This window comes from Clostridium algifaecis (assembly GCF_017874415.1).
GTDB classification, from domain to species: Bacteria; Bacillota; Clostridia; order Clostridiales; family Clostridiaceae; genus Clostridium_B; species Clostridium_B algifaecis.
Genome location: NZ_JAGGLM010000005.1, coordinates 1 through 22,465 on the forward strand (window position 1 = coordinate 1; position 22,465 = coordinate 22,465).

General features: G+C 31.5%; 15 protein-coding genes and 1 other annotated feature. Of the genes, 14 read left to right on the forward strand and 1 reads right to left on the reverse strand.

Features of this window, described 5'->3' with window-relative positions; translation table 11 throughout:
* The first annotated feature begins 195 nt into the window (after positions 1 to 195).
* Positions 196 to 413: a binding site (T-box leader), on the forward strand.
* Positions 414 to 481: 68 nt separating this feature from the next.
* From pheS to J2Z42_RS05475, 6 genes are all read left to right on the forward strand, one after another.
* On the forward strand, positions 482 to 1,498 hold the full coding sequence (pheS, locus tag J2Z42_RS05450) for a phenylalanine--tRNA ligase subunit alpha (protein ID WP_245331500.1): 1,017 nt from the start codon (positions 482 to 484) through the stop codon (positions 1,496 to 1,498).
* A 40-nt stretch (positions 1,499 to 1,538) separates the two neighbouring features.
* Positions 1,539 to 3,917: a phenylalanine--tRNA ligase subunit beta gene (pheT, locus tag J2Z42_RS05455; RefSeq protein WP_209701639.1), complete on the forward strand. Its 2,379-nt coding sequence runs from the start codon at positions 1,539 to 1,541 to the stop codon at positions 3,915 to 3,917.
* Between the two features lie 189 nt (positions 3,918 to 4,106).
* Entirely contained in the window at positions 4,107 to 4,685 is a 579-nt protein-coding gene (locus J2Z42_RS05460; protein WP_209701640.1) for a cell division protein ZapA, read from the forward strand.
* A gap of 138 nt (positions 4,686 to 4,823) precedes the next feature.
* On the forward strand, positions 4,824 to 7,178 hold the full coding sequence (locus J2Z42_RS05465; RefSeq protein WP_209701641.1) for a U32 family peptidase: 2,355 nt from the start codon (positions 4,824 to 4,826) through the stop codon (positions 7,176 to 7,178).
* A 30-nt stretch (positions 7,179 to 7,208) separates the two neighbouring features.
* Positions 7,209 to 9,569: an endonuclease MutS2 gene (locus J2Z42_RS05470; protein WP_209701642.1), complete on the forward strand. Its 2,361-nt coding sequence runs from the start codon at positions 7,209 to 7,211 to the stop codon at positions 9,567 to 9,569.
* Positions 9,570 to 9,578: 9 nt separating this feature from the next.
* Positions 9,579 to 10,040, forward strand: coding sequence for a 2-thiouracil desulfurase family protein (locus J2Z42_RS05475; RefSeq protein ID WP_209701643.1), 462 nt, complete (start codon positions 9,579 to 9,581; stop codon positions 10,038 to 10,040).
* Positions 10,041 to 10,094: 54 nt separating this feature from the next.
* Here J2Z42_RS05475 and J2Z42_RS05480 read toward each other — a convergent pair whose 3' ends face one another.
* Positions 10,095 to 11,561, reverse strand: a complete 1,467-nt coding sequence (locus J2Z42_RS05480; protein WP_209701644.1) for an aminotransferase class I/II-fold pyridoxal phosphate-dependent enzyme — start codon at positions 11,559 to 11,561, stop codon at positions 10,095 to 10,097.
* Positions 11,562 to 11,852: 291 nt separating this feature from the next.
* On the opposite strand from J2Z42_RS05480, the gene J2Z42_RS05485 reads away from it, so the two are divergent.
* From J2Z42_RS05485 to J2Z42_RS05520, 8 genes are all read left to right on the forward strand, one after another.
* Positions 11,853 to 13,589 carry a phospho-sugar mutase gene (locus J2Z42_RS05485; protein ID WP_209701645.1) on the forward strand — a complete coding sequence of 579 codons (1,737 nt, stop codon included), beginning with the start codon at positions 11,853 to 11,855 and terminating at the stop codon, positions 13,587 to 13,589.
* A 31-nt stretch (positions 13,590 to 13,620) separates the two neighbouring features.
* Positions 13,621 to 14,700, forward strand: a complete 1,080-nt coding sequence (locus J2Z42_RS05490) for a tetratricopeptide repeat protein (RefSeq protein ID WP_209701646.1) — start codon at positions 13,621 to 13,623, stop codon at positions 14,698 to 14,700.
* Positions 14,701 to 14,747: 47 nt separating this feature from the next.
* Positions 14,748 to 15,677 (forward strand): UTP--glucose-1-phosphate uridylyltransferase GalU, encoded by a 930-nt coding sequence (gene galU / locus J2Z42_RS05495; protein ID WP_209701647.1) that lies wholly within the window; start codon positions 14,748 to 14,750, stop codon positions 15,675 to 15,677.
* 97 nt (positions 15,678 to 15,774) lie between these two features.
* Complete coding sequence (locus J2Z42_RS05500; protein WP_209701648.1) at positions 15,775 to 17,649, forward strand: polysaccharide biosynthesis protein; 1,875 nt, start codon at positions 15,775 to 15,777, stop codon at positions 17,647 to 17,649.
* A 65-nt stretch (positions 17,650 to 17,714) separates the two neighbouring features.
* Positions 17,715 to 19,034 (forward strand): nucleotide sugar dehydrogenase, encoded by a 1,320-nt coding sequence (locus J2Z42_RS05505; protein ID WP_209701649.1) that lies wholly within the window; start codon positions 17,715 to 17,717, stop codon positions 19,032 to 19,034.
* A gap of 89 nt (positions 19,035 to 19,123) precedes the next feature.
* Positions 19,124 to 20,230, forward strand: a complete 1,107-nt coding sequence (locus J2Z42_RS05510; protein WP_209701650.1) for a Gfo/Idh/MocA family protein — start codon at positions 19,124 to 19,126, stop codon at positions 20,228 to 20,230.
* 23 nt (positions 20,231 to 20,253) lie between these two features.
* Positions 20,254 to 21,003, forward strand: coding sequence for an N-acetyltransferase (locus J2Z42_RS05515; protein ID WP_209701651.1), 750 nt, complete (start codon positions 20,254 to 20,256; stop codon positions 21,001 to 21,003).
* Between the two features lie 17 nt (positions 21,004 to 21,020).
* The gene (locus tag J2Z42_RS05520; protein ID WP_209701652.1) at positions 21,021 to 22,454 is read left to right on the forward strand and encodes an O-antigen ligase family protein; all 1,434 of its coding nucleotides are present in this window, start codon (positions 21,021 to 21,023) and stop codon (positions 22,452 to 22,454) included.
* Positions 22,455 to 22,465 lie beyond the last annotated feature (11 nt).

Consider the following 22,465-nt stretch of genomic DNA (forward strand, 5'->3'; position numbering starts at 1 on the left):
AAAGTGCGATATATTAAAATGAGAAAATTGACAAAAAAATAAGCCTATATCAAGGTTTTCAAGGAAAATTTATTTATACAACTGTCAAAGACCCGAGGCTTGTAGCTAAGATTAATAAAGAGGTCAATAAAAATTTTATATTGACAATGTAATTGGATAATTGTAATATTAACACTAAATAATATTATAATTACATATTTTACTTTGATAGAGAGAGTAGAAGTATAATTTTTTACAGAGATAGAAAGTCAAGGTTGAGAGCTTTCTTAAAGTTTTATTGTATTTTGAAGTTCACTCTGGAGTTCTAATTGTGAAATAATTTAGCAATTAGCGGATAAAATCGTTAAATTTACAAGAGGATATTTTATAATATCAATTTGGGTGGTAACGCGGATACAGAGTTCGTCCCTTATGTGGGATGTGCTCTTTTTTTTATTTTGGAATATTTTACATAAGCATCTAATATGAAAGGGGAAAAACTATGATAAAAGAAAAATTAATGGAGATAAAAGAAAATGCCATTAAAGAATTAAAAAGCAAGGATATAGATATAGAAAGCTTGAGGGTTAAGTATTTGGGTAAAAAGGGAGAACTCACCAAGATACTTAGAGGTATGAAAGAACTTTCCAAGGAGGAAAGACCTGTAGTTGGAAAACTTGCAAATGAGATTAGGGCAAGTCTTGAAAGTGCCATAGAGGAAACTTCAAGTAAGTTAAAGAATAATGAAATAAAAAATAGGCTTAAAAGTGAGACAATTGATATAACAATGCCTGGAAAAAAGCAGATTGTAGGAAGAAGACATCCACTTGAACAGACTTTGGAGGAAATGAAACAGATATTTATTTCAATGGGATTTACTATAGAGGAAGGTCCTGAGGTAGAACTAGATTATTATAACTTTGAAGCTCTTAATATTCCTAAAAATCATCCAGCAAGGGGAGAGCAGGATACATTCTATATAAATGACAATGTAGTTTTGAGAACTCAGACATCTCCAATACAGATAAGAACTATGAAAAAACAAAAACCTCCAATAAAAATGATATCGCCAGGTAAAGTTTACCGTTCAGATGCAGCAGATGCAACACATTCACCTATATTTTATCAGATGGAAGGGCTTGTTGTTGATAAGGGGATAACTTTTGCAAATTTAAAGGGAACCCTTGAATTATATGCAAAAAAGCTTTTTGGAGACGAAGTTAAAACAAAATTCAGACCACATCATTTTCCATTCACTGAACCTTCGGCAGAAATGGATGCTACTTGTTTTGTATGTCACGGCAAGGGCTGTCATGTATGCAAAGGTGAAGGATGGATAGAGCTTCTTGGCTGTGGTATGGTTCATCCTCAGGTGCTTAGAAATTGTGGCATCGATCCTGATGTATACAGCGGATTTGCATTTGGAATGGGTGTAGACAGAATGGTTATGATGAAATATGGCATAGATGATATAAGAAATATGTATGAAAGTGATATGAGATTCTTAAGACAATTCTAAAAATTATAGTATATATAGAAAATTGAGGAGGAAATTATTTATGAAAGTTCCAGTTAGATGGTTAAAAGATTATGTAGATGTAGATATTCCAGCTAAAGAATTAGGAGATAAATTAACTTTAAGCGGATCAAAAGTTGAGGAGGTTATAACTACAGGAGATGAAATACAGAATGTAGTTACAGGTAAAATTTTAAAGATAGATAAACACCCGGAAGCAGATAAACTTGTAGTATGTCAGGTAGATATAGGTAAAGAAGAACCAATTCAAATAATAACTGCTGCAAAAAATATGAAAGAGCAGGATATAGTTCCTGTGGCTCTTCACGGTTCTACATTACATGGTGGAGTTAAAATAAAAAAAGGAAAATTAAGAGGACTTATGTCAAATGGCATGTTCTGTTCGGAGCAGGAGCTTGGAATAGCAGGAGATAAACCTGTATATGGTCTTATGATACTTCCAGAAGATACTCAAATTGGTAAGGACATAAAAGAAGCTTTAGATATGACAAGCAGCGTAATAGACTTTGAAATAACTTCAAATAGACCTGACTGTTTGAGTGTTATTGGAATAGCAAGAGAAACTGCTGCAACTTTAAATGAAAAATATAGAATGCCAGACTTTAAATATACTGATTCAGCTAATGAGGATATTAAAGATAAATTTAAGGTTGAAATAAAAGATGATCTTTGCAAAAGATACATAGCAAAGGAAATAAAAAATGTAAAGATACAGGAATCCCCTGGATGGATGCAGGAAAGACTTCTAGAAGCTGGTGTAAGACCTATAAACAATATAGTTGATATAACTAATTTTGTAATGCTTGAGATTGGTCAGCCAATGCATGCATATGATGTAAGAGAAATAAAATCAAATACCATAGTTGTAAACAGAGCAGCAGATGGAGAAAAGTTTACTACACTTGATGGCGAGGAAAGAAAACTTAATAATGATATGTTGACTATAAGAGACGGAGATAGAGCTATTGGTCTTGCAGGAATAATGGGTGGACTTAATTCTGAAATAAAAAATGATACAAAGGATATATTATTTGAATGTGCAAATTTTGATGGAACAAATATAAGGGTATCCACTCAAAAATTAGCTCTTAGAACAGAAGCATCTTCAAGATTTGAAAAAGACCTGGACCCTAATTTGGCTGAAACTGCTATGAACAGAGCCTGTCATTTGGTAGAAGAACTGTGTGCAGGTGAAATTGTTAAAGGTAACATAGATATTTATAATAAAAAGCGTGAAGAACACAGTGTAGAAGTTGATTCTAACTGGATTAACAAATTTTTAGGAACAGATATTAGAAAAGAAGATATGGCAAAGTATCTGGATAGACTTGAGTTAAAAACAGAGATAAATGGAGATACATTAAAGATAAATGTTCCTACCTTCAGAAGTGACATAAACATAAGAGAAGATGTAGCGGAAGAAGTAGCTAGAATATATGGATATGATAAAATTCCAACTACTATAATAGAGAGTGTAAGTACAAAAGGAGGAAAGAATCCAAAGCAAAAGCTGGATGACAAAATTGTAGATACATTGATTGCTAGTGGATTAAATCAATCTATAAGTTATTCTTTTTTCAGCAGGAAGGTATTTGATAAAATTTGTGCACCGGAAGATAGCAATTTGAGGAAGGCAGTTGTCATAAGGAATCCACTTGGTGAGGATTATAGTATAATGAGAACCACAACTATACCTTCCATGATGGAAGCACTTAGTAGAAATTATTCAAGAAATAACGAATTCGTAAGATTATTTGAAATAGGAAGAATATATGTTCCTAATGATCATACTGATAAATTACCTGATGAAAAAAATATAGTAACTATAGGTATGTATGGAAAAGCTGATTATTTTGATTTAAAGGGAGTAGTAGAAAATTTATTAGAAGCTCTTAAAATAGAAAAAGTATCATTTAAAAGACAGAGCGAAAATCCAAGTTATCATCCAGGAAAGACAGCAGAACTTTATATAAAGAAAGATTTGATAGGAATAATTGGCGAGATCAATCCAAATGTAACTGATAATTATGGAATTGGAGAGAGATGCTATATTGCAGAACTTAATTTAGATCTACTTTATAAAAACAGCAATTCAGAAGTTAAATATAGGCCACTTCCAAAATTCCCTGCAGTATCTAGAGATATTGCAATTCTTGTAGATAATGATGTACCTGTACAGGATGTAGAGAGTATCATAAAAAAGCAGGGTGGCAATATGCTGGAAAAAGCACAGCTATTTGATGTTTATACAGGAAAACAAATAGAAAGCGGCAAGAAATCCATAGCATATTCTATATCATATAGGCTTGAAAATAGAACATTAACTGATAAGGAAGTAAATAAGGTACATGAAAAAATATTAAAATCATTAGAAAACAATCTCGGAGCAAAACTTAGATAAAAATTTAGGTGCTATTTGTTATTATACTGTTATTATAAAAATATATAACAAATAGCACTTAAGAATTATTTTACTCAAATTACATATTTTTGTAAATTATAGCTAAATAATAGTTTCATATAAAAGCAATTTGTGATAAAATGGTTTTATAAAATACTGATAAATAGTAATATCTGAGAGGGTGTTCGAATGAATGTGGTAACAGTTACAATAAATGGAATGGACTATAATTTAAAGGGTGAAGAACAAGAAGAATATTTGCATAAGCTTTCCAGCTATGTGGACAAGAAGGTAAAAAGTATACTGGAAAATAACAATAAATTAAGCACTTCCTCAGCGGCTATATTATCAGCTGTTAATGTAGCAGATGAAATGTTTAAGATAAAAGAGTCTAATGATAAATTGTTAAAGGAAGCCGGGCAATTTAAAAAAAGTGAAAAAGTTTATAACGATCAGATAAATTCTTTAAAAAAACAGATAGAGCATATGGAAAATTACAATCAAAAATTGCAGGAAGAATTAAAGGAATTTGATAAAAACAAATATTCTAAGGAAAAAGATGATGAAATCGAAGAATTAAAAGAAAAAGTAGATGATATTAAAAAATTAGCTGAAGACCGTTTGAATGAAAATAAAAACTATAAATTTCAAATCCAATCTTTAAAATACAAAGTAATATATTTTCAAAATAAACTTGTAGAAAATGAGATAAATCTGGCCAAAGAAAAGAAAAGAAAAAATCCACTTTTAAAGAATAAATCAAAGTGAATCCAAACTAATATAAATTGTTAGTTTGGATTTTTATTATTGTGTAATCAGGAGAGTTTATGATAATATAAATAAGAATTTTTATTTTAATAAAATTAATATATAAATTGAGTATCAGTATAATTAGGAGATGAACTGATGAAAAGAGTAGAGTTATTGGCTCCGGCAGGGAATATGGAGAGTGTATATGCAGCTGTGCAATCTGGCGCGGATGCAATTTATTTGGGAGGAAGCAAATTTTCAGCCAGGGCTTATGCTGATAATTTTGATAATGAATCAATGGAAAAGGTGGTTAAATACTGCCATCTATATAGTGTTAAAATATATGTTACTATAAATATTATTATTAAAGAAACTGAATTTAAAGAAGCTATAAAGTATGCTAGATTTCTTTATAATATAGGAGTGGATGCCTTACTTGTACAGGATATAGGGTTAGCAGTCATTATAAAGAAAGCATTACCTGATTTTGAACTTCATGCATCAACTCAGATGACAGTACATAATTTGGAAGGTGCTTTGTTTTTAAAACAATTAGGTTTTAAGAGAATAGTACTTTCAAGGGAGCTTTCAATTAAAGAAATAAAATATATATCTAAAAATATTGGATTAGAAACAGAAATGTTTATACATGGGGCTTTATGCGTGTGCTATTCAGGGCAATGTCTTATGAGCAGTATGCTAGGTGGAAGAAGTGGAAACAGGGGAAGATGTGCCCAGCCGTGCCGATTACCTTATAATATAGTAGGTTCAAAAAATAAAGTGCAAAAAAAAGGATATATTTTAAGTACTAAAGATATATGCACTATTGAAAATATAAATGAAATAATAAAAACCGGCGTAACATCTTTGAAAATTGAGGGCAGAATGAAAAAACCTGAATATGTGGCTGGAGTTGTAAGTGAATACAGGGAAGTAATAGATAATTTACTGAATTCAAAGAAATCTGAAAAGGATATAGAAGAAAGAAAAAGAAGGCTGCTTCAGTTGTTCAATAGAGAAGGTTTCTCCAAAGCATATCTTTTTAAAAACACAGGGAAAACTATGATGGCGTATTCATTTCCTAAAAATACAGGAATAGAAATAGGAAAAATAAATTATGATATGAAGATTTTACTAAGAGAAGATATATCAAAAGGAGATGGAGTTAGAAACAATAAAGATGGCTTTATTATTTCTAAAATAATTGAAGATGGAAGAGAAATAGAGAGAGCTTTTAGAGGATATACGGTAAAAATTTTACCTGAAAAGTATAAGACTGGAAATAAAATTTATAAGACTTTAGATTTAGAACAGGATAAAAAACTGAAAAAAATTTATGAAAATCCTTATAATAAAAAAATAAATTTAAATTTGGAGGTTGACTTTAAAGTAAATAAACCAATTAAGCTTAAGGTCTATTATCATGAAAAAACTTTTGAAGTAACTGGAGATATCGTACAGAAGGCAATAAAGAGACCTGTTACTAAAGAAAGAATATGTGAAAACTTATTAAAAACAGGAGATACGATTTTTAAATTTTATAATATAGAATTTTTAAATTATGAGGAAGGGTTTTTACCTATGGCTTCTTTGAATTGTATAAGAAGACAAATTATAAATGAGGTTGAAAAGTATATTTTATATAAAAATTCAAATAGAAATAAATCAGGCAATTTTAAATTTAATGAAAAAATATTTTGTGGAAATGATAATGATTTGCCGGAAAAAATAGTGTGTATAACAAATTTAGAACAGCTTAAGGCAGCTTTAGAATCAAATTTCGAATATTTGTGTATAAATCCATTTCAACGTGAAAACTTAATTAGCTTAGAAAATATAAAAGACAAAAAAGTATATATTAAAGTTCCTGGTATAGTAAAACAGGAATTCAATTATGTATGTGATTTTATAGAAAAGAATTCTGAAATAATACAGGGCTTAATTACTTGTAATTTGGGAATAATAAATAAATTTAAAAATAAATTAAACATAATAGGAGATTATAAACTTAATATATATAATAGCCATTCTCTTGACTTTTATAATGAAATAACAGATGGAAATTGTATAAGCACGGAGTTAAGTAAAAATGAGATTAAGCATTTATTGAATGAAAGCAGGAAGTCGGCTGAAATTCTGGTATATGGCAAGGTTGAACTTATGGTGAGTGAATATTGCGCTATAGGAAGTACCTTTGGAGGCAAAACTGAATCAAAAAAATGCAGTGGTGCCTGTGATAATGAAAAATATTATCTCGTAGATAGAAAAAATAAAGAATTCGTTTTAAAAACTGATAAATTTTGCAGAAGTTATATATATAATAGTGTTCCACTAAATTTAATACCAAATATTCCTGAACTTAGGAATATGGGAATTAAAAGTTTTAGAATAGATTTTTTGGATGAAAATTATGAACAGGCAAAAGAAATACTGGATAAGTTTTCTAAAGAAGAGTGGAAATGTGACTTTTCCAAATATACAAGGGGACACTACAAAAATGAAATAGAATAAATCAAGTGTTGTGAACAAAGGAGTGTTTTTATGAATGAAAAATCTTTAAGAGTATTAGAGTTTGACAAGATAAAGGAAAGATTAAAAAAATATACGAATACCGGGGCAGCTAAGGAAATAACAGATAAATTAGTACCTTATGATAATATATATGAAGTTAGAGAGCATTTGGAGGAAACCAGGGAGGCAGTTAGACTTCTTATTACAAAGGGAACTCCACCTTTTGAAGGAATCTATGATGTAAGATCCGGTATAATGCAGGCTAAGAAAGGTTCAGTCCTCATGCCAGTACAAATTTTGAGAATAGCAGCAATTTTAAGGGCAGGAAGAAGATTTCAAAAATATGTAAGTCACAGAGAAGATGAGGAGTCTTTTAGAATAATAGAAGATATTTGCATGGGAATTACAGCATTAAAACAACTTGAGGATAAAATATTTTTATCCATAGAAAGTGAGGAACAGATATCTGATAGGGCAAGTTCTACATTATATAATGTTAGGAAGAACCTTAGAGATAAAAATGCTTCTGTTAGGGATAAAGTAAATTCTCTTATGAGAAATTATTCTGAATACCTTCAAGATAGTTTGTATACTATGAGGGGAGACAGATATGTACTTCCAGTAAGGTCAGAATATAAAGCAATGGTGCCAGGCCTTGTACACGACCAGAGCTCAAGCGGCGCTACTTTATATATAGAACCTATGGGACTTGTAAATTTAAATAATGAAATCAAGGAACTTAAACTAAAGGAGAAAGCTGAGATAGACAGAATATTGCAGGAGCTTTCAGGAGAGATATATGACAACATAACTGTGGTAGAAACGGATGCGGATATAATATGGGAGCTTGACTTTATATTTGCCAAAGCTAAATTTGCAAGTGATTTAAATTGTACTATACCTTCTGTAAGTGAAGATGGTTTTGTTGATATAATACAAGCTAAACACCCACTTATAGATAGAAAAGTTGTTGTGCCTATGGATATATATATAGGAAAGAATTTTAAATCTTTAGTTATAACAGGACCTAATACTGGAGGAAAAACAGTAACGTTAAAAACTATAGGATTGCTTCATATTATGGCACTTAGCGGACTTATGATACCTGCCAGAGAAAATTCTACGGTTGGATTTTTTAAGGAAGTTTTTGCCGATATTGGAGATGAACAGAGCATAGAACAAAATTTATCAACATTCTCATCTCATATGACCAATATAGTAAATATAATAGACAAAGCAGATAATGAATCACTTGCATTATTTGATGAACTTGGAGCAGGTACAGATCCTACGGAAGGTGCAGCACTTGCAGTAGCCATACTTGAAAATTTAAAAAAGAGAGGATCGACTGTAGTTGCTACTACCCATTATAGTGAATTAAAAGTATATGCACTTAAAACGAAAGATGTAGAGAATGCTTCTGTAGAATTTGATGTGGAAACACTGAGGCCTACATATAGACTTATAATAGGAATACCAGGAAAATCAAATGCTTTTGAAATATCAAAAAGACTTGGACTCCCTGATTTTATAATAGATGATGCAAAAGAAAGTATAGAAAATGAAACTTTAAAGTTTGAGGATTTAATTCAAAGTTTACAGGATAAAAACCTAAAAGCTGAAAGGTACAGAAGGGAATCAGAAGATTTAAAAGCTGAAGCTTTAAAGATTAAAGAAAAGTATGATGATAAGCTGTTGAAGCTTCAAAATGTAAGAGACAAAACTGTTACAGAGGCCAATAGAGAGGCAAAAAATATACTAAAGGAAGCAAAAGAAGAAGCAGATAATATTATGAGGGAAATGCGCGAATTGGAAAAACTCGGTTATACTTCCGATGCAAGAAAAAAACTTGAAGAGAAGAGAAGGAAGCTTGGAGAAAAGCTTGATGATGCTGAAAGTAAATCGTATGTTCGCAGGGAATATGTTGGAGAAGAACTTGAAGTTGTAAAAGAGGGAGAAGAAGTACTGCTTCCATCTTTGAACCAAAATGTAATAGTTTTGACTGAGCCGGATAATAAGGGAGAAGTTCAGGTTCAAGCAGGTATAATGAAGATAAATGTAAAATTAAAGGATTTGAGGAGGGCAAAGGGTACACAGAAAAAAGAAAGAAAAAATAAAAAAAGGGAATCAAAATTGAATTTGAGATCTATACCAAGTTCGGTGGACTTAAGGGGAATGGATTCACTTGAAGCAACTTATGTTACTGACAAATACCTTGATGATGCATATATGGCAGGACTTAGCGAAGTTACTATAATACATGGAAAAGGAACTGGTGTACTTAGAAATTCTATAAATGATATGTTGAAACATCACTCTCATGTTAAAAACTATAGACTAGGAGAATATGGTGAAGGTGGAACCGGTGTTACAGTAGCTGAACTTAAATAGGAGGAAAATATGATTATAGTAAGTGCATGTCTTTGTGGAATAAATACAAGATATGATGGTGGAAGTAGTTCAAATGAGAAAGTACTGAAACTATTAAAAGAAGGAAAAGCTATACCAATATGTCCGGAACAGCTTGGGGGACTTAAAACTCCAAGATGTGCCTGTGAAATATCAGTTGGTTCAGGAAAAGACGTTATAGAAGGAACTGCAGCGGTAATAAGTAAGGACAACGAAAATTTGACTAGAGAGTTTTTGAAAGGGGCTTATGAAGCTTTAAAAATTTCAAAAATATGCGAGGCAAATACAGCTATATTAAAATCCAACAGTCCTTCCTGTGGATGTGGAAAAATTTATGATGGCAGCTTTACAGGAAATAAGATATCAGGAAACGGAATTACAGCAGAATTGTTTATTAGAAATGGGATTAAAGTTTATACAGAAAAAGAAGAAATAGATAATATTACTTATTAAAATAAAAATAACGAATCATTCATTTATGAATAATTCGTTATTCTACATTAACTCTTAACTATTCTCAACCACTTTAATATATTCTACTTCAGGATCTTCTGTTCCTTGAACATAAAGACCTATATCTTTAAGCTGCCTTACGTAGTCAACTATTTCCTGAGTTATTTCTTCTCCAGGACACAAAATTGGAATTCCGGGAGGGTAAGCCATTAAAAATTCACCGCTTATCATTCCGACACTATCTTTTAAAAATACACTTTTCTTTTGAGAATTAAAAGCATCTCGTGGAATTTCGACTTGTTTTGGAATATCAGGTACATCCAAAAAATCAGACTTTTTAGATGTATTTCCAAAGTATTCGCTGCTTACCTCTTTAAGAGCCGATAGCAGAGCATCTATATTTTCTTTTGTATCTCCAAAAGAACCTACAGCCAGGACGTTATATATATCTGAAAGTTCCATCTGAATGTGATATTTATTAGATAAAATCATGTCCAGATCATAACCTGTTATGCCTAAATCTCTGCAAGTTATAGTCATTTTTGTTGGATCAAGAGAATATACACCCTTGTTTCCTAATATTTCCTCTCCAAAGCAATACAGACCAGGAATTTTATTTATCTCTGATCTGGCATAGTTTGACAGACTTATAGCTTTGTTGAGTAAATCTTCGCCGTGAATAGCTATTTGTCTTCTTGCACAGTCAAGTGATGCCATTAATATATAAGAAGGTGATGTAGTTTGAAGCAGTGATAAAACCTGTTGAACCCTACGAACATCTATACGATTTGAATTAACATGCAAAAGTGAAGCCTGTGTTAGAGCACCTATTATTTTATGAGTACTTTGACAGCACATATCACTTCCGGCTTCCATAGAAGACATTGGGAGCTTTTCATTGAATCCAAGGTGAGGACCGTGAGCTTCATCTACTATAAGAGGAATATCATAACTGTGCACTATATCTGCTATTTTTTTAATATCAGTAGCTACACCATAATAGGTTGGGTTTATAATCAAAACGGCTTTAGCATCTTTGTTTTCTTCTAAAGTTTTAGAAACTGTTTCAGGAGTAACTCCATGAGCAATACCTACTCTTTTATCAAGTTCAGGCTGCATATAAACAGGTACAGCTCCACTTAATATAATTCCTGCAGTTATAGATTTATGCACATTTCTTGGTATAATAATCTTATCTCCAGAAGTTACTACAGACATAATCATTGCCTGAATTGCTCCAGAAGTTCCATGAATTGAAAAGAAAGCGGCATCTGATCCATAAGCATCTGCAGCCAGCTCTTGTGCTTTTTTTATTGGACCTGTAGGATGATGGAGGCTGTCAACTAATTTAAAGACTGTAACATCTATTTTAAATGGATTTTCTCCCATAAAGTTTTTAAATTCTGTATCTGCACCTACACCTTTTTTATGGCCGGGAACGTGAAATGGTATAGTATTTCTATTTACATATTCCATTAATGCATCAAATAAAGGAGTTTCATTTTGATCTAATCTATACACCTTGATAATACACCTTCCTTCATAAAAAGCCCTTTAACTGTTGAAATTAAAGGGCTTTTTACAGTTATAAAAAACTAATACTATTATATGTTAATTGATTTATAAATTCAATAATATGATTAAATTTTGTTTGATAAAATATGAATTAATTTTAATGTTAGTGTTAACAAAGATATATATGAGTGATTTTAAAGCATATTTATAGTATAATTGTAAATGTTAAATATTACATTGTGTGTTTAAACTTAAATATATTATATAGATTTATAATTAACTTTAGGGGGTAAAAATATGTATAGGGAAAAATATGAAAACTGGATTAACTCTTCATTTATTAGTGAAATGGAAAAAGAAGAACTAAAAAATATTAAAGATGAGAAAGAAATAGAGGACAGATTTTACAAAGATTTGGAATTTGGAACAGGTGGCCTTAGAGGTATAATGGCAATGGGAACTAATAGAATTAATATTTATACCGTAAGAAAAGCAACACAGGGTCTGTCTGATTATTTACTAAACAGATATGCAGGGGGAGAAAACATATCAGTTAGTATTGGTTATGATTCCAGATTAAATTCCAGAGAATTTGCACAAGCAGCTGCACTTAATTTATGTGCTAATGGTATAAAGGTAAATTTATTTGATTCTTTAAGACCTACTCCAATGCTTTCGTATGCAGTTAGAGAGCTTAAGAGCAAAGCAGGCATAGTTATAACAGCATCTCACAACCCTAAACAATATAATGGTTATAAGGTCTATGGAGAAGATGGAGGACAGGTTACAGATGCTGCAGCAAAGGAGATACTCTCTTATATAGAAAAAATTGATGATATTTTCAGTGTTAAAACTATGAGTTTTGATAATGCAAGAGAAGAAAAGCTATTAAATATAATTGGAGAGGAAATCGATAAATCTTATATAGAAAAAGTAAAAAGTCTTGGAATAAGGAAGGAACTTATAAAGTCAAGGGCAGATGATCTAAAAATAATATATACTCCAATTCATGGAAGCGGCAATATACCTGTTAGAAGAACTTTAGGAGAGCTTGGTTATAAAAATATTTATGTAGTAAAAGAACAAGAAAAACCGGATGGAAATTTTCCAACGGCACAATATCCAAATCCTGAGGATCCTAAAGTATTTAATATAGCTCTTGATATGGCTAAAGAAATAAAGCCGGATATAATATTTGGAACTGATCCTGATTGTGATAGAATTGGAGTTGTAGTTAAAAACGAAAATGGAGAGTATAAAACACTTACAGGAAACCAGACAGGTATCCTTTTAACACATTATATTCTTTCATCATTAAAGGAATTGAATGCAATCCCTAAAAATGGAGCCATAATAAAGACAATAGTTACAACTGAAGCAGCAGCTAAGATAGCAGAAGACTATGGAGTTAAAATAATTGATGTACTCACAGGATTTAAATATATAGGAGAAAAAGTAAAAGAGTTTAATAAAAATGGAGAACATAAATTTTTATTTGGATTTGAAGAAAGTTATGGATATTTAGCAGGTGATTTTGTAAGGGATAAGGATGCAGTAATAGCATCTACACTTATATGTGAAATGGCACTTTATTATAAAACTAAAGGAATAAATCTTTATGAGGCACTTATGAATCTTTACAAAAAATATGGATTTTATAAAGAAAAGCTTATATCCGTAGAACTTAAAGGAAAAGAAGGACATGAAAAAATTGAAAATGTAATGCAGTATTTAAGACATTCTATGAAGAATAAGCTGGATAACATTAAGATAGTCAAGAAATTGGATTACAAATTGAGTTTAGAAAAAAATCTGATAAATATAACTGAAAGACCTATAAGCCTTCCTAAATCAAATGTGCTTAAATTTATTTTAGAGGATAAATCATGGTTTGTAGTGAGACCTTCAGGAACAGAGCCTAAAATAAAGTTGTATCTTTCTGTAATAGGCAGCAGCATGGATGATGCTGATAATAAAATGGAAATTTTCAAAAGTAAGATTGAAGAAATATTTCATGAAGCATATAATGGCTAATAATAAATATTAAAAAATACAGGTGAAGTTTATGAATATAATAACACAATTTAAAAATAAATTATCAAATATGTTATTTCTCGAAATAGATACTAAGAATTTAAATAAAATTTTTAATGTACAATTTGAAGAAGATATATATGTACCGGTGAATTCTAAAAAAGTAATTGATAGTGTTAGAACTAAAAACAATATGGATAAAATTCCTGTAGGATTTTTTATAGAAGGTATGTTTTATGTAATGGGAGCAGATAAAGATTTTAAATATAATCATTATTATGAAAATATACTAAAAAATAGATCTAATAGTACGGAATTTATTAAAGGCGTAATAGCAGACAAAGTAAAAAATAAAGAATATGAAGATTCCTATCTGCTTCTTAAGGGATTACTTAATATTGAAAATACTAAAGAAACATATGATAAAATAATATTAATAGTTGATTATATGAGAAGAAGTGATAGCAGCTATAAGGATGAAGAGCTGGGGATACTTGAAAAAGCTGAGAGCATAGAAAATTATGCTCTCCCATATTTTTATCATGCTATAATTGAAAAAGAGACAGGGGATTGTGAGAAAGCACTTTTTTATATAAACAGTTATATATCAAAGGGAGGGGAAGAAACTTTAGAGGTTTCAGATTTTAAAGAATCTGTTAAATCAGTAGTAGATTTTGATAATGGCAAAGAAATCTTAAATGAAAATCCTGAAAAGGCACTTAAAATTCTCATACCTCTAATAGATATTTTTGGTGATCATCCTTCGCTTTATTATTATATAGCGGTAGGCTACAGAATGCTCGCAAATTATGAAAAAGCCATATATTACTTAAATGAAGCACTTTCTATAGATAGCAGTATGGTGGAAGTCATAAATGAAATGGGAATAAATTATGCATCTATAGGAGACTATAAAACAGCTATTGCCTATCTTAGAAAAGCTTTTGAAGCGACTAAATCTGTTGAGATATGTACTAATTTAGTGATGTGCTATTTAAATTCTGGTGATTTAGATAACGCAAGGACTCATTTTGAATTGGCAAAAAAACTTGATCCTGATGATGAAATAGTTAAAGAACTTGAAGATACATTAAAAAAGTTAAAGCATTAAATATAGTTATTATCATTAAATGATGATTGATGAAGGGAGATTTTATTTTGAAGGTAAAAAAGGCAATAATACCGGCAGCAGGACTTGGAACCAGATTCCTTCCAGCAACTAAAGCTCAACCTAAGGAAATGCTGCCAATAGTTGATAAACCTACAATACAATATATTATAGAGGAAGCTGTAGCGTCTGGAATTGAGGAAATTCTTATAATTACAGGCAGAAACAAGAGAGCTATAGAGGATCATTTTGATAAATCTGTAGAACTTGAAAAAGAGCTGGAGCTTCATGGAAAAACTGAACTGTTGAATTTAGTTCAAAAAATATCAAATATGGTCGACATCTATTATATAAGACAGAAGGAACCGAAGGGACTTGGTCATGCTATAAGTTGTGCTGAAACTTTTGTTGGAAATGAACCATTTGCTGTAATGCTTGGCGATGATGTAGTTGACAGCAGTATTCCTTGTTTAAAGCAGCTTATAGATTGTTATGATGAATATAAAACCTCTATTATAGGGGTGCAGGAAGTACCTAAAGAAGATGTATATAAATATGGTATAGTTAGAGGTATGTATATAGAAGACAGGGTATACAAGGTCAAGGGGTTGGTTGAAAAACCAAAGGTAGAAGAATCACCTTCAAATATAGCAATACTTGGCAGATATATAATAACTCCATCTATATTTAAAATACTTAAGAACACCATTCCTGGAAAGGGAGGAGAAATTCAACTTACGGATGCACTTAGAACTCTTGTAAAAACAGAGGCCATGTATGCTTATAATTTTAAAGGAAGAAGATATGATGTTGGTGATAAATTGGGATTCCTTCAGGCCACTGTAGAATACGCCCTCAAGAGAGACGAATTGAAAAAACCTTTTATGAAATATCTTATGAATTTAAAGGATACGGATTTATTCAAAAAAGTAAACAAAGAAGTAATAGATGGAACTGGTAAAAATAAGTTTACAAATTGATGAATAAAAATATATTGAATAATTTTGTTTATGATGTAAAATAGAAAAAGGGAGATTAATGAAAGAAAATAGAAAAATAACAGTAGGAAGTGTTTAAATGCAGGAAGACAGGAAGCTTATTATATACGATGCGGTATTGCTCGCAGTTTCACTGTATCTGGCCATACTGCTTAGGTTTAATTTTAGTATGCCGGCTGAATACATGGGATTTTTAAAATTGTCCATAGTTCCGGTAATAGTAATAACGCTTGTATTTAACAAGTTTTTTAAGTTATATAGCAGCATATGGAAATATGCCTCCGTGGAGGAGCTGGTATCTGTTATATATTCTGTTTCACTATCAAACATTATATTTGTACTCTACAGCTATATCATAAGTTTTAAGTTTTTGGAGAACAGGTATTACAGGTTTCCTTTTTCAGTGCATATAATATTCTGGATACTGTCTGTAGTTATACTTGGAGGCACCAGATTTTTACTGAGGATGTTCGAGCAGGGCAGCAGAGAACAGCCGGCAGCTGGAAAGAAAATTTGCAGGAAGAGTAAGAAACTGCTTATAATAGGTGCAGGAGATGCGGCAGCAATGCTGGTGAAGGAGATAAAGAGGCACAGCAATTTAAACTATGATATAAAAGGGCTTATAGATGATGACCTCTCAAAGAAGGGAAAATTGATAAGCGGTATAGAGGTCCTTGGCGGAAGGGACGATATAATAAGAGTATGCAGTGAAAAAGGTATAGAGGAGATAATAATAGCGATACCTTCGGTTGATATGCAGAGGAAGAAGAAAATAATAAATATCTGCAAGGAGACAGAATGTAAATTGAAGATTTTACCCGGTATATACGAGATAGTAGACGGAAGGGTAAATATAAGCAAACTCAGGGATGTAAATATAGAGGACCTGCTTGGCAGGGAAGAGGTAAAACTAAACAGCGATAATATAAACAGGTACATAAAAGATAAAGTTATACTGGTAACTGGCGGAGGCGGGTCTATAGGTTCTGAGCTGTGCAGGCAGATAGCAAAGTTCAAGCCACGTGAGCTTCTGATACTGGATATATATGAAAATAACGTGTATGATGTTCAGATGGAGCTAAACTATAACCACCCCGAACTCAACAAGAAGGTAATAATAGCATCAATAAGGGACATTGACAAAATGAGGGAGGTATTCAGGGACTTCAGGCCGGATGTTGTGTTCCATGCGGCGGCACACAAACACGTTCCGCTTATGGAGATGAACCCTGGAGAGGCAGTAAAGAACAATATAATAGGAACGTACAATGTGCTTAAGTGCTGCAGTGAATTCAGCGTTAAGAAGTTTGTGCAGATAAGCACGGACAAGGCAGTAAACCCAACGAATATAATGGGTGCGACAAAGAGGTTCTGTGAGATGATGGTTCAAGCCTTTGACGAAGTGAGCAGTACGGAGTACGTGGCAGTAAGGTTTGGAAATGTGCTTGGAAGCAACGGTTCTGTAATACCGCTTTTCAAGAAACAGATAGCCCACGGCGGACCTGTGACGGTAACACACCCTGAAATAAACAGGTTTTTTATGACGATACCGGAGGCAGCGCAGCTGGTAATACAGGCAGGAGCCATAGCAAACGGAGGGGAAATCTTTGTGCTTGACATGGGTAAGCCTGTAAAAATAGCTGACCTTGCGAGAGATTTGATAACACTTTCTGGATATAAACCAGATGAGGAGATAAAAATAGAGTATACAGGGCTTAGACCGGGTGAAAAACTGTATGAGGAACTTCTGATGGATGAAATAGCGCTTACATCTACAGAACACAAGAAGATATTTGTAGAGAAGCCAAACAAAATAGACATCAAGTATATTGAAGATTCCATAGATGAATTCAGGAAGGTTTCACATGACGGTGACAGGGAACAGATATTCAAGCTTATGGAACAGAAGGTACCAACTTATACTAGAAAGAAAAATGAAAAAGAATCTGCATAAAATAATTTATTGAAATAATAAGTTATATAAAATTATAGATGTACTTTAAACTAGGAGGAAAAACAATGTCACAATTAAAAGATGAATTGATTTCAAAATTAAATAATAAAACTGCTAAATTAGGAGTTGTAGGACTTGGTTATGTAGGTCTTCCACTGGCAGTAGAAAAAGCAAAAGCAGGATATGATGTTATAGGATTTGATGTTCAAGATAAAAAGGTAAAAATGGTAAATGAAGGGCATAACTATATAGGAGATGTTGTAGATACAGATCTTGCTAAATTGGTTAAGGAAGGAAAACTTAAAGCAACTACTGATTTTAGTTTTGTAAAAGATGTAGATACAGTATCTATATCAGTGCCAACACCACTTGATGTGTATAAACAGCCAGACTTATCTTATGTGGTTAATTCAACTAAAAGTGTGGCAAAATATATTCATAGAGGAATGCTTATAGTGCTTGAAAGCACAACATATCCTGGAACAACAGAAGAAGTATTAAAGCCAATACTTGAAGAGAGTGGGCTGAAGTGTGGAAAGGACTTTTTCCTGGCATTTTCACCAGAGAGAGTTGATCCAGGTAACAAGAAATATAAAACTAAGAATACTCCAAAGGTAGTAGGAGGATGCACACCGGAATGTACAGAGGTAGCAGCAACATTATATAGAAGTGTACTTCAAAATGATGTATTTCCAGTTTCATCTCCAGCCATAGCTGAAATGGAAAAGATACTTGAGAATACATTTAGAAATATAAATATAGGACTTATAAATGAAATGGCAGTTTTATGTAATAGAATGAATATAGATATATGGGAAGTAATAGAAGCTGCTAAAACCAAGCCTTACGGTTTTATGCCATTTTATCCAGGGCCAGGACTTGGAGGACATTGTATACCACTCGATCCATTCTATCTTTCATGGAAAGCAAAAGAATATGATTTCCATACTAAACTTATAGAAGCATCAGGTGATATAAATGATTCTATGCCATCTTTTGTAGTAGATAATGCAATGAAGCTTTTAAATAAATATGAGAAAAAAGCTATGAATGGTGCAAAGGTACTTCTTTTAGGTGTGGCTTATAAAAATGATATAGATGATATGAGAGAGTCACCAGCACTTAAAGTTATAGAGCATTTAGAGGCTAATGGTGCTGATCTTATGATAAATGATCCATTTATACCAAAATTCAAACATAAAGATAAGGAATATAATACTGTAGATTGGAAAGAAGTAATAGATGATTCAGATATCGTAATTATAACTACAAATCATAGCTGCTATGACTATGAAGAAATTGTTAAAAGGGCAAAACTTGTATATGATACAAGGAATGCAACTAAGGATGTTAAAAATAATAGAAATAAAATTCATAAACTATAATAGAAATAGTGAATATTATAATATAAGTCCTAGTTTATAGGGCTTATATTATTGAAAAATTAAATCTGGATATTGATAGGGGTGCTTTTATGAAAAAATTAAAATTTGCTATAATTGGATGTGGAAGAATTTCATATAAACATATAGAAGCTTTAGCAAACAATAAAGAAGAAGCAGAGCTTGTATGTACATGTGATGTAATAAAAGAAAAAGCTGAAGGAAGAAGACAGGAATACATAGATAAAATAGGAAAAAATGTTGAAGTAAAAGTATATACAGATTACAAGGATATGCTTGACAAGGAAGATATAGATGTAGTTACAGTAGCTACTGAGAGTGGTTACCATCCAGAAATTGCGATGTATTGCATGAATAAGAAGAAAAATGCAATAGTAGAAAAACCAATGGCATTATCCATAGATGATGCTAAAAATATGATAAAGTGTTCTAAGGATAATAATGTAAAGCTATGTATAAGTCATCAAAATAGATTCAACAAACCAATTCAAAAGTTAAGAAAAGCCGTTTGTGAAAATAGGTTTGGCAGAATTATAAATGGTACATCTAGAATACTGTGGAACAGGAATATGAGTTATTATGAGCAGGCTCCATGGAGAGGAACATGGAAACTGGATGGTGGAACATTAATGAATCAATGTATTCATGACATAGATTTGCTTCAATGGATGCTTGGAGGGGAAATAGATACTGTATATGCACAGTGTGATACATTTATTCGTGATATTGAAGCAGAAGATTTCGGAGCTATAATTATAAGATTTAAGAATGGAGCTATTGGAATAGTTGAAGGAAGTGCCTGTGTATATCCTAAGAATTTGGAGGAAACTTTAAGTATATTTGGAGAAAAAGGTGCTGTAGCTATAGGAGGACTTGCAGTAAATAAAATAGAAACATGGAGATTTGCAGATAATAAAGATTGTGAAGATGACATATTGAAAGATCAGGAAGGCGATCCTGATACTGTATATGGTTTTGGACACATTCCATTATTTAAAGACATGATAGATGCTATAAATAACAACAGACAGCCTCTTGTATCTGGAGAAGAGGGAATAAAGGGAATGTCTATAATTCTTGCTGCTTACAAGTCAAGATTGACAGGACTTCCAGTTAAGTTTCCATTTGATAATTTTTCTACCATGGACATGGTAAATGTAGATAAAATACATAAATAGTATTGTTAAGAGGAGTTAAAATTATGGATAGATGTTTTATATCTGAAAAAGCAAGTATTGGTAAAAATGTAAGCTTTGGATACTTCGTAGTTATAGAGGATGGTGCAGTTATAGGAGACAATTGCAGCATTGCTAATAATGTAGTTGTGCACAAAGGAACAGTAGTAGGAAATGATGTTAGAATTGATGATAATGCAGTTATAGGAAAACAGCCGATGAGGGCGGCAAATAGCATATTTAAGGGCGATGAAAAGTTGCTTGAACCTGCTAAAATAGGAGAAGGCTCTTTAATAGGAGCAGGTTCTATTGTATATGCAGGGTGCAGCATTGGAGACAAAACTCTGATTGCAGATTTGGCTGTAGTAAGAGAAAATGTAACTGTAGGTGAAAAAACTATAATTGGTAAAGGTGCTACAATTGAAAACTATTGTACAATAGGATGCAATTGTAAAATACAAACTAATGCATATATAACAGCTTATTCTAAAGTTTCTGATTATGTATTTATAGCACCATGTGTTGTAACATCAAATGACAATTATGCTGCCAGATCAAAAGAAAGATTTGGAAAATTCAAGGGCGTTACAGTTAAAAAAGGTGGAAGAATAGGAGCAGGTGCAGTTATACTTCCAGGAAAAAATATAGAAGAAGATGGATTTGTTGCAGCAGGAAGTGTTGTTACAGATGATGTAAAGGCTGAAAGCATAGTAGCAGGAAATCCTGCAAAATATTTTAGAAAAGTACCAGAAGATCAGCTGTTAAAAAATCAGTAATTATTTTGGAGGTTAATATGCAAAGGATAAATAAGAGTAAGATTATTTATGCAGGTATTATTTTTATATTCTGTATGATTATAGCTCTTCTTAACAAAGATTATTTTATGAGTGTATTGTTTTTAGTTTGCACTTTTGCAAGTTTATTGGTGTCTAAAAGTGATAATTTTTATGAATATATATATTGTACTTTAATAGTTTCTGCAATTTTTGAATACACATATTCTATTCCACATAGTTCAAAAATATATGTATTTCATCTTTTCTTAGCAATTTTTACTTTAGCTAATATAGTTAGAGTTGCTATGGATAGACAAATTATAGCAAGATTTAAAAGCAAATTTATATATTTTTATGCCTTCTTTTTTGTATATATAATTGCAACGTATGCATGGGCAATTAACAGGGGAGCAGTAATAAAATATATAGTTATTTATGCAATGATGTTCTTGCTATTAACAAATATAATTATTTTTAACGATAGTAGAAGGAATTTTAATATTACATTTAGAATATTATTAGTAATGTTTACTGTATCAATAGTTGTTGGAATTGTTGAATTATTATTTGGTACACAATTACCCGTAGTACATTATTATGATAGATTTTCACAATATAAACTTTCAGCTATTACTTTATTAGATCTTCATTATAGACCAATATCGTTCTTTTATAATCCAAATAACTATGGAACCTTTATAACGATATTTATTCCATTTATACTTTATTATGCATTCACATGCAAAGAGAAATTAAAAAAAGTGTTAGCTTTTATACTAATTATTTTGAGTCTTATAGTATTAGTACTTACGACATCTAGAGCTACTTTTGCGGCAATGGGATTAATACTTTTAGTATATGCATTCATTTTGTTTAAAGAAAAAGGTATTAAAGCTTTAATTTATCCACTTGTATTTGTATTATGTTTTGGTGCTATTTACAAAAATGCAAAATATTTAACAAGACATACTGATTTAAATACAAAGATGTCTGCCTTAAATAAGGCTTATTTAAAGGTGGAAAAGGGAGATAATGTAGTAGGAAACGATGGATCTATATATGTAAGGCTTACTATATTGTATGATGTAGTACATGGAGTAACTACAGATAAACATATAGTTGGATTTGGAGCAGGTAATACCGCTGAATATATTAAATATAAAGGTAATACTCACAAAACATACGATCCTCATGGATGGTTCATAGAACTTTTTGGCGATTTTGGTATTCCTTTCACAATCTTATATGTAATATTCTATCTAGCACTTATAAGAGCACTCTATCGAAAGGGAAGATTAGGTAATAACAATAAATATATATGCTATGGTTTATGTACAGCAACAGCTGGATTTTTCTTTGGAAGCTTTGCACCAAGTTCTGTCACATATTTTCTGCCTCATTGGATATTATTTGGACTTAGCTTATCTCCATTATTAGAATATAAAGATTGAAAGGATAAACC

Coding starts and splice junctions, on each gene's coding strand:
- J2Z42_RS05515 (WP_209701651.1), top strand. CDS start 20,254: ATGGATAGATGTTTTATATCTGAAAAAGCAAGTATTGGTAAAAATGTA.
- J2Z42_RS05470 (WP_209701642.1), top strand. CDS start 7,209: ATGAATGAAAAATCTTTAAGAGTATTAGAGTTTGACAAGATAAAGGAA.
- J2Z42_RS05505 (WP_209701649.1), top strand. CDS start 17,715: ATGTCACAATTAAAAGATGAATTGATTTCAAAATTAAATAATAAAACT.
- J2Z42_RS05510 (WP_209701650.1), top strand. CDS start 19,124: ATGAAAAAATTAAAATTTGCTATAATTGGATGTGGAAGAATTTCATAT.
- J2Z42_RS05520 (WP_209701652.1), top strand. CDS start 21,021: ATGCAAAGGATAAATAAGAGTAAGATTATTTATGCAGGTATTATTTTT.
- J2Z42_RS05500 (WP_209701648.1), top strand. CDS start 15,775: ATGCAGGAAGACAGGAAGCTTATTATATACGATGCGGTATTGCTCGCA.
- J2Z42_RS05460 (WP_209701640.1), top strand. CDS start 4,107: ATGAATGTGGTAACAGTTACAATAAATGGAATGGACTATAATTTAAAG.
- J2Z42_RS05465 (WP_209701641.1), top strand. CDS start 4,824: ATGAAAAGAGTAGAGTTATTGGCTCCGGCAGGGAATATGGAGAGTGTA.
- J2Z42_RS05485 (WP_209701645.1), top strand. CDS start 11,853: ATGTATAGGGAAAAATATGAAAACTGGATTAACTCTTCATTTATTAGT.
- J2Z42_RS05475 (WP_209701643.1), top strand. CDS start 9,579: ATGATTATAGTAAGTGCATGTCTTTGTGGAATAAATACAAGATATGAT.
- pheT (WP_209701639.1), top strand. CDS start 1,539: ATGAAAGTTCCAGTTAGATGGTTAAAAGATTATGTAGATGTAGATATT.
- pheS (WP_245331500.1), top strand. CDS start 482: ATGATAAAAGAAAAATTAATGGAGATAAAAGAAAATGCCATTAAAGAA.
- J2Z42_RS05490 (WP_209701646.1), top strand. CDS start 13,621: ATGAATATAATAACACAATTTAAAAATAAATTATCAAATATGTTATTT.